The organism is Saccharopolyspora erythraea NRRL 2338 (genome assembly GCF_000062885.1).
Taxonomy (GTDB): Bacteria; Actinomycetota; Actinomycetes; order Mycobacteriales; family Pseudonocardiaceae; genus Saccharopolyspora_D; species Saccharopolyspora_D erythraea.
This window is the reverse complement of sequence record NC_009142.1, coordinates 1,455,198-1,466,634: the sequence shown is the minus strand read 5'-3', so window position 1 is coordinate 1,466,634 and position 11,437 is coordinate 1,455,198. Positions and strand designations below refer to the sequence as shown.

6 protein-coding genes and 1 tRNA gene are annotated in these 11,437 nt (G+C 71.5%); 3 read left to right on the top strand and 4 right to left on the bottom strand.

Features of this window, described 5'->3' with window-relative positions; genetic code table 11:
* Positions 1 to 159: 159 nt before the first annotated feature.
* From SACE_RS06480 to SACE_RS06465, 4 genes are all read right to left on the bottom strand, one after another.
* Complete coding sequence (locus tag SACE_RS06480; protein WP_143538086.1) at positions 160 to 4,842, bottom strand: cell wall anchor protein; 4,683 nt, start codon at positions 4,840 to 4,842, stop codon at positions 160 to 162.
* Between the two features lie 23 nt (positions 4,843 to 4,865).
* Complete coding sequence (gene ettA, locus SACE_RS06475; protein ID WP_009947921.1) at positions 4,866 to 6,542, bottom strand: energy-dependent translational throttle protein EttA; 1,677 nt, start codon at positions 6,540 to 6,542, stop codon at positions 4,866 to 4,868.
* A 123-nt stretch (positions 6,543 to 6,665) separates the two neighbouring features.
* Positions 6,666 to 7,364: a single-stranded DNA-binding protein gene (gene ssb / locus SACE_RS06470; RefSeq protein WP_009947922.1), complete on the bottom strand. Its 699-nt coding sequence runs from the start codon at positions 7,362 to 7,364 to the stop codon at positions 6,666 to 6,668.
* A 193-nt stretch (positions 7,365 to 7,557) separates the two neighbouring features.
* Entirely contained in the window at positions 7,558 to 9,582 is a 2,025-nt protein-coding gene (locus SACE_RS06465) for a bifunctional copper resistance protein CopD/cytochrome c oxidase assembly protein (RefSeq protein WP_009947923.1), read from the bottom strand.
* A 187-nt stretch (positions 9,583 to 9,769) separates the two neighbouring features.
* On the opposite strand from SACE_RS06465, the gene SACE_RS06460 reads away from it, so the two are divergent.
* From SACE_RS06460 to SACE_RS06450, 3 genes are all read left to right on the top strand, one after another.
* The gene (locus SACE_RS06460) at positions 9,770 to 10,318 is read left to right on the top strand and encodes a DUF3558 family protein (RefSeq protein WP_011873325.1); all 549 of its coding nucleotides are present in this window, start codon (positions 9,770 to 9,772) and stop codon (positions 10,316 to 10,318) included.
* A gap of 134 nt (positions 10,319 to 10,452) precedes the next feature.
* Positions 10,453 to 10,526: transfer RNA gene (locus tag SACE_RS06455), tRNA-Arg, on the top strand.
* Between the two features lie 155 nt (positions 10,527 to 10,681).
* Positions 10,682 to 11,122 (top strand): NUDIX hydrolase, encoded by a 441-nt coding sequence (locus SACE_RS06450; RefSeq protein WP_009947926.1) that lies wholly within the window; start codon positions 10,682 to 10,684, stop codon positions 11,120 to 11,122.
* Positions 11,123 to 11,437: the final 315 nt, after the last annotated feature.

Here is an 11,437-nt window from a genome sequence, read left to right as displayed (position 1 = left end):
TGTTCGCGGTTCAACTGTCCGGGATTCGAGGTCATCTTCAGGCAGCTCCATGCTTGGCGGCACCTCGTTGTGCCAACACGAGTTCCAGCCTAAGCCTGCCAGGGGCAGGCGCGGGCAGAGGGCGCGGAGGCGTCCAATGCGTTGCGGCGAGCGAAACGATCAGTTTCCCGCCCGCGGCCATGAACGCGGATTCCCAGTGCTGCTGTCGATCGCCGCGCGCCGGTGCCGCGGCTCGGCCGCCACCGACTCGGCGTCCGAAGTGGACAGATACGCGCCGGGGACACCGGTAGCACCACTCGTGATTCCAGCCACATTCGTGTCACCGTGGCGTCCGGCGGGAGCCGCATCGTAGTCCGGGTCGGCGGCTGCCCCGGAGGTAGGCGCGCCCTGGCTGCGCCGCCCGGTCTCGTAGGCCACCAGCGCCTCGGCGAGGAGGTCGGCCAGCCCGATCTCACTGATTGGGACGTCCTCGGCGGGCGCATTCGCGGCGCTGGACGACTCGGCCGCTTCGGCGCCTCGGGACGACTCGGCGGCCCGGGGCGCGGCCCTGCGCTGCCGGGTCGAGATGTCGGTGGGCGGGGTCAGGTCGGGCTCGTCCCGGACGGCGCGCAACCGCTTCGGCGCGGAGAGCTGCTCACGGCCGGTCACGACGTCGCGCCCGGACGCGGGGCCGGCGTCGGCCCCAGGCCCCGGCACAGTCGCGCCCAGGCTGTGGCCAGCCGTCGAGGCGCCGTCCGGAATGCTGCTCGTCGCGGGAGTCGCCTCCGGAGTTCCTCTCACGCCGCTGCTGATTGCGAAGGTCTCGCCCAGGCCGCTGCTCGCCGCTGCTCGGGACCCCTGTCCGGTGCCGCCTGCCGGCCAAGGGTCGGTGTCGGCGTCGTGGGCGCTGGTGGCCCCTGCTGCTCCTGACTCAGCGTCCCCGCCGGTGGCTGCCGTGGCACGGGCTTCGAAACCCGGGCTTGTCTCAGCCGCTCGCCGCTGGTCAGAACCACGTTCAGGTTCTGCGTCGTCGTCGGGCTCGGCGTGGCGGGCACGACGCCTGCCCTGACGTCCCTGCGGGCGGGACTCCTCGACGAGCCGCAGGCTCGCCCGGATCTCCTCCAGCGTCCTGCCGCGGGACCGCCGCCCGCCCTCGACCTGGGGCTCCTGCGTCCGGGCGCCGCGGTCCGTGGCGTCGTCAACACCGTGGTGGTGGTGCTGGACGTAGGTGTCCGCGTCGGGCCAGCGCGTCGACTCCGCCGCCGCGACGTCATCAGCCGCCACACCGGTTTCACTGGTCACGCCAGGCGTGGCCCCGCGACCGCTGCCCGCATCGGCACCGCGCGTGGGAGCCAGGCTCGGGAACGTGTCCGACGCGTCGGCCTCCCGCTCGTAGGACTCGGCGTGCGACGCCCGGCCCAGGTCGGGGAACGACTCGATCGCCGAGTACGACCGCGCACCGGCCAGCGGATCGGCGCCGCCGGAACCGGCATCCGCGAGAGCGGAGCTCGCGAACTCGGAGCCCGCGAGATCGGAGCCCGCGGACTCACCGGGGAAGGACTTCGACTCCGAGAACGATGTCGCACCCGGGTACGACGCCGACTCCGGGAAGGAGGACTGCTCCGGATACGACGTCGACTCCTGGTACGACGGAGCGTCGGCCCGCTGCTCGCCCGCGCTCCGGTGGCGTTCGGAGCCGCCCGCGAGCGGGTCGGCGCCGGTCGCGGCCTCCCGCTCCGGCGGAAGCGCGATCACCGGCATGATCGCCGTGACGTCCGGGGCGTCGACCGGCGGCTGGTTCCGCAGGGTCGGCTCCTCTTGCCCGGAGGACTGGTCCCAGGATGGCCATCCACCTGCGGCCGCGTCTTCCGAGCCGCTCGCGAAGCCGGCGGCCCCGGCCTCCCGGTCGCCGGCGAAGCCGGTCGAGGTGGCGTCCCGGTCCCCCGCGAAGCCGGTGTCCCGATCGCGCACGAAGCCGGTGTCCCGGTCCCCGGCGAAGCCGCTCGAGGCGTCGTCCCGGTCCCCCGCGAAGCCGGTGTCCCGATGCCCGGCGAAGCTGGTCGACCCGGTATCGCGCTCCCCCGCGAAGCCCGAACCACCGGAGGCGGGGAAGTCGTAGGCGGAGAAGTCGTCACCGCTTCGTCCGGACTCGCCGAGTCCCGCAACGCCCTCCTGCGGGAAGTCCCACGTGTCAGCGCCTTGTCCGGCTCGCTCGTCGTAGGTCGTCGAGTAGTCCTGCGAAACGTCGCCGTGACGCGCCGCGTAGCCCTCGGTCGGGTCGGCGTGGCGCGTCCCGTAGCTGCCGGCACCCAAGCCGTGCTGATCGCCGAATCCGCTCCTCTGGCCAGGGAAGTCGTCCTCCCCGTGAGCAGAACCGGCCTCCGGTTGCGCGGCCATCTCCCGCTGGGTGTGCATGAACCGCTCGGCTTGGCGCTCGTGGTGCTCGGTGACGCGGCTGGTGAGCGTGGCCATGAGCCGGCGGGCGGCATCGCGGATGTCGCTGTCCCCGGAGCGGTACTGCGAGGTCTCCTCATCGGACCGGTCGGCTGCCAGCGGCGAGCTGGCGCCTACGTCTGCCGACGGCGTGCCAGTCGATTGCTCAGCGTGCGCCACCTCGCTGAAGGTCGTGCGCGAGCCGCGGTCGGCACTGGTCGGCTCGGCAGTCGCCTCCTGGCGGCGGCCTTCATCCGGCGAAGACTCGTGCGGCGCGCGCTCCCGCGCCGATCGGTCACCGTGTGCTTGCTGTTGTTCGTGAGGCGCAGCCGCGTGCGAGCCACTGGACTCCGTCGATGCGGCTGACTGCTGGCGGCCCCGCGCCTCCAGGAACTCGCGTGCCTTCTGGAGGTCTCCCGCCTCCAGCAGCGCACGCACCTGCTGGAGTTCCAGCGACTCCTCAGATTCACGCGACGCCTGAGTCTCCCCGGCGTTCGCCGTCCCCGATGCGGACGCCCCACGCGCCGAGGCAGGAGGTTCCTGCGCCGCCACGGGCGTCTCCTGCGCCACGGATGTCTCCTGCGCTGCGACGGAGGCTTCGTGCGCAGCGACCGACGCCGGGTTCGGTGACTCGCGCACCGGGCTCGGCGACTCCTGCGTCGGGTTCGGCGACTCCTGCACCAGGCTCGACGACTCCTGCGTCGGGTTCGGCGATCCCTGCGCGGCCGCCGCCTGGAGTTCCTCACGCTCCTGCGCGAGACGCCGCTCCGCACGCGAGCCGCGCGCGTGGTGCTCCTGACGCGCCTCGGAGGCCGCCGCGACCAGCCACTCGGGCGTCTCACCGGCCCGTCGCGAACGCCGGGAACCCTGCGCACGCCCGGCCGGCGGCTCCGCGTGGGTGCCGGATGCCTCGTCCCGCGAACCCCGACTCTGAGGAGCCGCCGACGGTGCGGAGCCCGACCCGTGCGCCGCCTCCGCGTGCGAAGCCCCTGTGTCCGGCTGCCCTGTGTACGTCGGCTCGGCGTGCGAGGCACCTGTGTGTGCCGACACCGCATGCGCCGCCTCCGCGTGCGGCGCCGACGCGGACGCCGCTGACGACGAAGGTGCGGTCGTCCGCTCGGCAGCGACCGGTGCCTGCTCCGCAGCGGGTGTCGTGCGCGCCGCGGGCACTCCCCCTGCCTGCGTCCGCGCCTGCGCCGCGGGTGACGTCTGGCGCTCGGCCGAACGTGCCGCACCCGGCTTGGGCACGGCTGCGGCTGGATCCGCCAAGGCTTGGGCCGGGTTCGCCAGGGGCGCCTGGTCTCTCGACGCCGATGGTTGTTCCCGGCGGGGCGTCGGCACCTCCTGCGCGGCCGGCTTCCGGATCGGTTCCACGCCCTGCACGAGCGCGGGGAACTCCTCCAGCAACCGCAGGCGTGCCGCGTGCACCGCCGCGCGCCAGCGGCGGTCGGCGGCATAAGCCCTGCGCAGGGCGAGCAGCGCCTCGGCCAGCTCGTCGGCGCGTTCGTGCAGGTTCGACAGGGTGCTCAGCGTCTCGGCGAGCAGCCCGTCCAGCTTGTGTCGCTCCGCGATCGCGATGGCGTCGTTGAGCACACGCACCGCGGCGAGGTGCGCGCCCTCTGGCTGGTAGACCCGTGTGGCGAGGGCGAGCCGGAGCCAACCGGAAGGGCCCGCTGCCGCGGCACGCACCGGCCTGCTCAGAACCTCATCCGCCGCGCTGACGGCCTCGTCCCGGCGTCCGAGCTCCAGCAGCGACTGGACGCGCTCCAGCACCAGCCGGGCGTGGATCTCACCGCTGTCGGCCGCCGGGTCGCCCAACCGCTGCAGCAAGCCGAGCCCGCTGTCGGCGGCGTCCACCGCCTCCGGGAACTCGCCCTGCCTGCGGTGGTGCCCCGCCCGCGCGGTCTTGACCCTGGCCCGCATCAGGCGGTTGGCGTCGCGGTTCAGCTCGGCGGCGATGTAGAGGCGGTCGGCCTCCTCCAGCGCCTCGGCCCGCTCACCTTCGGACTGCTGGAACGGCAGGGCCGCCGCCAGCGCGAGCAGCGCGTGCGCCCGCACCAGCGGCTCCAGCCGTTCCTGGGCGAGGACCGGTTCGAGCACGCGGACCGCGACCTCGTTGCTGCCCGCGCTGCGGGCGCAGCAGGCCAGCTCGACCCGCAGCTCCGCCGCTACGCCGGCCTCGCCCGCCGTCTCGGCGTCGCGCAGCGCCGCGATGGCCCGGCCGGTCGCGGACACGCCGCGACCGAGCCTGTTGGTGGTGAACAACGCCAGCACCTCGGCGCGCAACCGCAACGCCCGGTCACCGGTGCGCCTGGCCTGCGCCACGGCCCGGTCGCTGAGCACCAGAGCCAGCTCCGGCACCCGCCAGCGCATCTGCCACGCGGGGTCGAGCAGGTCCTGTGCGGCATCACCGGGCGGTAATCCGTGCACGCTGGCCAAGGCGCCTCCCCAGTTCAGCCCCGAGTCAACTTGCGATGGGTCACGCGGTGCGGACGGGCCGCTTCCTGGCCCAACCGCTCGATCTTGTTCTTCTCGTAGCCCTCGAAGTTACCCTCGAACCAGAACCACTTGGCGGGGTTCTCGTCATCTCCCTCCCACGCGAGGATGTGGGTGGCGACGCGGTCCAGGAACCACCGGTCGTGGGAGATGACCACGGCGCAGCCGGGGAAATGCTCGAGCGCGTTCTCCAGCGAGCTCAGGGTCTCGACGTCAAGGTCGTTCGTCGGCTCGTCCAGCAGGATCAGGTTGCCGCCCTCCTTGAGCGTCAACGCCAGGTTCAGCCGGTTGCGCTCACCGCCGGAGAGCACGCCCGCCGGCTTCTGCTGGTCCGGGCCCTTGAAGCCGAACGCGCTGACGTACGCCCGCGACGGCATCTCGACCTGGCCGACCTGGATGTAGTCCAACCCGTCGGAGACCACCTGCCAGACGTTCTTGTCCGGGTCGATGTTGGCGCGGTTCTGGTCGACGTAGGACAGCTTGACCGTGTCACCGACCTTGACCTCGCCGGCGTCGGGCTGCTCCAGCCCCACGATCGTCTTGAACAGCGTCGTCTTGCCGACACCGTTGGGGCCGATGACACCGACGATGCCGTTGCGCGGCAGGCTGAACGACAGCCCGTCGATCAGCAGGTTGTCGCCGAAGCCCTTCTTGAGGTCGTTGACCTCGACCACGACGTTGCCCAGGCGGGGCCCCGGCGGGATCTGGATCTCCTCGAAGTCGAGCTTGCGGGTCTTCTCCGCCTCGGTGGCCATCTCCTCGTAGCGGTCCAGACGGGAACGCGACTTGGTCTGGCGGGCCTTGGCGTTGGAGCGGACCCACTCCAGCTCGTCCTTCAGGCGCTTCTGCAGCTTCTGGTCGCGCTTGCCCTGCACGGCCAGGCGCTCGGCCTTCTTCTCGAGGTAGGTCGAGTAGTTGCCCTCGTACGGGTAGGTGCGGCCGCGGTCGAGCTCCAGGATCCAGCCCGCGACGTTGTCCAGGAAGTACCGGTCGTGGGTGACGGCGAGCACGGCGCCGGCGTAGTTGGACAGGAACTGCTCCAGCCACAGCACGCTCTCGGCGTCGAGGTGGTTGGTGGGCTCGTCGAGCAGCAGCAGGTCCGGCTTGCTCAGCAGCAGCTTGCACAGCGCGACCCGGCGGCGCTCACCACCGGAGAGGTACTTGACCTCCGCCTCCGGCGACGGGCAGCGCAGGGCGTCCATCGCCTGCTCGAGCTGGGAGTCCAGCTCCCACGCGTCGGCGTGGTCGAGCTCCTCCTGGAGCTTGCCCATCTCCTCCATCAGCTCGTCGGAGTAGTCGGTGGCGAGCTGCTCGGCGATCTCGTTGAAGCGGTTGAGCTTCTGCTTGATCTCGCCGACGCCCTCCTCGACGTTGCCGAGGACCGTCTTCTCCTCGTTCAGCGGAGGTTCCTGCTGCATGATGCCGACGGTGTAGCCGGGCGAGAGGAACGCCTCACCGTTGTTCGGCTGGTCGAGTCCCGCCATGATCCGCAGCACCGTCGACTTGCCGGCGCCGTTGGGGCCGACCACGCCGATCTTGGCACCGGGGTAGAACTGGATGGTCGCGTCATCGAGGATGACCTTGTCCCCGTGCGCCTTGCGCACCTTTTTCATGGTGTAGATGAACTCGGCCATACCCCGAATCGTAGTTGCGTCCCGTGCCGGACCCTTCACCGCGGTCGCCCATCGGGCCGTGGTCGCCCTCCGTCCCGGACCACCCCTGTCACATCACCTCCTCATGGCAGCCATCAGTACTGCTCAGGCCGGGATCCGCTTTTCATCGGCCGATTCTTCGAACACGGTCGGTGGTGGGCCGGGCGCCCGTGCGCCAGGCATGCCCCGTGCGCCATGCAGGCCCAGCGGCACCGGCTGAGCCAGCCCGTCCGCTCGGCCACCCCCCGCCGCCCGGTCGCGGCCGACGCCAGCAGACGGGACAGGACTGGCTCTCGCGCTACGGTTGCGACTCGCTTCTGTGGACACGCCCTGACCGGCAGCAACGGAAGCGCCGTGGCCGACCCCGACCAACTCGGCCTCGCGCACCGCCGAGGGTTCGTCGTGGCGCAATCCCACGTTCCAGCCCGCGGGATCGTCGTGCCGAAAGCCCGGCGGATCGTCCTTCCGGCGTTGGCGCGCCAGGTCGAGGCCGATGGCGTTGGCGTCGATCTCGACCGCGCTGCGCCACTGGCCGCCGACTTCGTAGTCCCTGGTTCGCATTCGCCCGGTGACCACCACGGGATCGCTCTTGCGCATCTCCTCGGCCACCCCGTCGGCCAAGCGGTGCCAGCAGTTCACCGTGGCGAATACCTGGTCGCCGTTGACCCACTCCTCCGAGTCCTTGTCGAAGCGGCGCGAGGTGCTCACCACGCGGAAGCTGGTGACCCGGTTGCCGCCGGGGGTCCGCCTGAGCCTGGGCTCGGTGATCACGTAGCCGACCACCGTCACGATCGTCTCGAACATCGCGCTGTCCTTCCCGATTGGTCCGTTGACCGGGCTTTTACCCGGCGCAAGACCAGCTTGCCGAAGGTCGAACACGGAGCGCGACGTCGATTTCACGATCTGTGGATAAACCAGGTGCCTGTGGACAACTCAGCCACGGGAACCACTGGCGAACTCGCCCGACCAGCGGGCGGCGTGAGAAGGCGGCCGGGGCTCAGCCCTTGCGCGGGGAGTCCTGCTCCGCCATCTGCCTGAGCATCGCGTTGTAGGCGGTCAGCTCGGCGTCGCCGTCGGCGTCGGCCTTGCGGTCCATCCGGCGGGCCGCCCTGGTGTCGGCCCGCGACCACTGGATCAGCAGCGCCAGCATGACCACGATCAGCGGGACCTCCCCGGACGCCCACGCGAGGCCGCCGCCGAGCCGCTGGTCGGCGAGCAGGTCGGTCATCCAGGGCAGTTCCAGGCTGCGGTAGAAGTTCTGCCCGATGACCGTCGCCGACATCATCAGCGCGATGCCGAAGAACGCGTGGAACGGCATCGACGCGAAGACCAGCCCTACCTTGCCCAGCGACGGCAGCGGTTTCGGCGCCGGGTCCACCCCGATCACCGGCCAGTAGAAGACGTATCCGACGAGCAGGAAGTGCGCGTTCATCGCCAGGTGCGCCCAGTGCTGGGTCAGCGCCACGTCGAACAGCCCGGAGAAGTACAGCGCGTAGAACGAACCCACGAACAGCGCGAGAGCGATGAACGGGTTGGTCAGCAGCCTGGTCAGGGGCGAGTGCAGGAACGCCAGCAGCCACTCCCTCGCACCGGGTGGGCGGCCCTTGCCCGCCGGCTTGAGCACGCGCAGCGCCAGCGACGTCGGTCCGCCCAGCACCAGCAGCGGCGGCGCGAGCATCGACATCAGCATGTGCTGGCCCATGTGCACGCTGAAGACGGCCGGCGCGTACTTGCCGACGCCCGCCGACGTCGCGACCAGGATCGTCGCGCACCCGCACAGCCAGGCGGCCGTGCGGCCGACCGGCCACTTGTCGCCCCGAGCACGCAGCCGCCGCACGCCCACCAGGTAGAGCACGGCCAGCGCGATGGCCAGCGTCCCGTAGACAAGGTCGAATCGGACATCGAACAACAACCGGAACAGCGTGGGCGGGGCTTCCAGGGGGTAGCCGACCAGCAGTTCGGTCTTGCTGGGGACCGGCCCGAGCTCGGCGGGCGGAGGCGTGCGCCCGAGTGCGACCGCGATGCCGATCGTCGCGAACATCACCAGCAGCTCGACCGCGCCCAGGCGCACGAGCGCGCCGCTACCGCGGTCGATGTCGCGCACGGCTCGCTGCCGCTGGAAGTAGCCGAAGCCGCCGAGCGCGACCAGGGCCAGGACCTTCAGCGTCACCAGGACGCCGTAGGTCGTGCTGAACAGCTGGTCCAGCGGCACCCGGACCAGCGAGTTGATCACGCCGGAGGCCGCCATCGCGATCCAGCAGACCAGCGCGATCGCCGAGTACCTGCGCGCCACCAGCCCGAGGTGCGCACCGCCCCGCACGGCGTGCGCGAGCAGCGCGACCAGCCCTCCGACCCAGAGCGCTGCGCCGAACAGGTGGAACAGCAGGCTGTTGGTGGCGATGTCGTGGGCGCCGCCGGTGGCGGAATGGCCGGTCGCGATCACCGGGAACAGCCCGGCCAGCGACCCGCCGAACAGCACCGTCGTCCAGCCCCAGGTCAGCACCACCCGGCAGGCCAACGCGAGCACGAAGGCGATCAGCGCGGTCAGACCCCACGCCTTGGCCTCCTCCAGCGCGTCCACCAGGCCGAACAGGACCTCGGTGTCGAGCACCTCGTGCACCGGACGTCCGGACGCGTCGGCCGCGGTGAACGCGACCATCAGCACGGCCCCCACGAACCACACGGCCGCAGCCCAGCCGGCCGCGCGCACCGCGGCGTACCCGTCGGCGGCGAGCGCGCCGGAGCGCTTGGCGGGGATGCCGAACGCGGCGAGCAGCAACGAGCCGATGCACACCACCGCCCCGGACTCGGCGATCACCCGCACGACGGGAAGACCGAACCGGGTGACGGGCCCGGGGTCGGGCAGACCGTAGGCGGCGTAGGCGTCGCTCGCCGACAGCGCGGTCAGCGCGGCCGCGACCAGCGCCGCCAGCACCCCGGCGGTGACGACGAGGACGCCTACCGCGCTGGAACGGGTACGGGCCTCCGGCGCGGTGGAGTCGCTGACGGTCTCAGATGCCACACACCGAGCGTAACCGGAACGCATAGGCAATCACCTGGGAGGTTGGTACCTGTCACCATGGTTCGCAGAGGTCGCCGCCGCTACGGTGAACGCCGTGAAAATCACCCGCCGCAGCCGTCCGCACACGCAGCCGACACGACCGCGCAAGCGTGCTGCGCGGCGTTCGAAGCTCCGGACGCTTGCGGTGGTGACGGCGCTGGCCCTCGCCCCGGCGGTGAGCGCGTGCGCGAACCCGATCAAGGGCGACCCGATCCCGGCAGCCGGTTTCTACGGCAGCGACCCGCAGCCGCCGACAGCGCCCCGCACATCCGAGCCACAGGTCCCACAGCCTCGCCGGGTCGACGGAATCGACCCGTGCACCCTGTTCACTCCGGAGGAGTTCGCCAGGGTCGGCGGCGCGGTAGGACCGCCGCGCCCGGGCACGCCGCTGCCGAGCACCTGCTCCTACGCGCTGGGCGGCGGGCCCGAGGACGCGGTGGGCGCGGGCTTCCACCTGCCCTACGCCGAGGTCGTCAAGCGGCAGCCGCAGGGCGCCCCGGTGGCGGTCGACGGACACTCGACGTGGCTCTACTGCGAGCTGGTGGACGTGCACCAGACCTGCACGGCCAGCACCGCCGTCAGCCAGGACCGCACACTGCTCACCCTGCTTTCGAAGCAGGGCGCCACCGCGGCCGACACCGCGGACCAGCTGTTCGCCCTGACCACGTCGGCGCTGCGAAGACTGCCGCCGGCCTGACACCGGCGCCGGATCCGGCCGCTGTCGATCAGCTTGCCGTTCGATACCGGCTCGGCAACGGTGCGGCGTCGGTCCCACATGGGACCAGTCGGGCCGCTACCCTGCTTCGTGCAGTTCAGCAGAGCTGCGCTCCGGCCCCCATAGCTCAGCTGGATAGAGCAAAGGACTTCTAATCCTTAGGTCGCAGGTTCGAGTCCTGCTGGGGGCGCATCACTCCTGGTAACGGCAGCAGGTTGGGCTGGCGCAACCATTTGCCGAACGCGAGCGGGCCGATGCCGGGGCAGAGCGACCCGCCGGAGCGCGTCGGTGGGGATGCGTAGGCTCCGCGCTCACGCCCGTCGCGCGACCTGTGAGGACAGCCGGATGCCGCACCGCACGATCATCGACGCGCACCTGCTGCTGGTGCGCGGCGGCGAGGTCCTGCTCAGCCTGCGCAGGGGCCGGTACGGCGACGGGATGTGGCATCTGCCGTCCGGGAAGCTCGACGCCGGTGAGTCGGTCGTCGCGGCGGCGGTGCGGGAGGCGCGGGAGGAAGTCGGGGTGCGGATCGACCCCGCCGACCTGCGCCACGTACACACCCTGCACGCCACCGGCCCCGGACAGGAACCCAGGCTGGGCGTGTTCTTCGAAGCGACCCGGTGGGCCGGCGAGCCCGTCAACCTCGAGCCGGAGAAGTGCCACGGCATCGAGTGGTTCGACCTGCACCGGCTGCCGGAGCCGCTCATCCCCTATCCCGCCGCGGGCATCCACGCCTATCGCGACGGGATTCCCTTCGCGACGATGGGTTGGCCGCCGGTGGAGTAGGCCGATGGCGGCAGAGGCGGCTTTCACGACGGGGACGATGGGGACGAGGTTCGCGGGCGGGCAGTGTCGACATGTCAGTCCCACCGGCCTCGCCAGTCACGGCAGTCTCAACGGTCGCGGTGGCGGCAGGCTCGGGCAGTTCGGCGACGGTGACAGCCGGGCAGGGATCGCGGCGGGCAAGGACAGCGGCCTCGGCGGACTCGATGGTGGGGCGGGCTCAGCGGGGAGGCGACAGCGGCGGCAGGCTCGGCAGTGACAGCGGCGGCAGGCTCGGCAGTGACAGCGGCGGGAGGCTCAGCAACGACGGTGACAGCA

What these genes read in the sequence shown, in the direction of transcription:
- ssb (WP_009947922.1), bottom strand. Translation starts at nt 7,364, where the DNA reads ATGTTCGAGACGATCGTGACGGTGGTCGGCTACGTGATCACCGAGCCC.
- SACE_RS06450 (WP_009947926.1), top strand. Translation starts at nt 10,682, where the DNA reads ATGCCGCACCGCACGATCATCGACGCGCACCTGCTGCTGGTGCGCGGC.
- ettA (WP_009947921.1), bottom strand. Translation starts at nt 6,542, where the DNA reads ATGGCCGAGTTCATCTACACCATGAAAAAGGTGCGCAAGGCGCACGGG.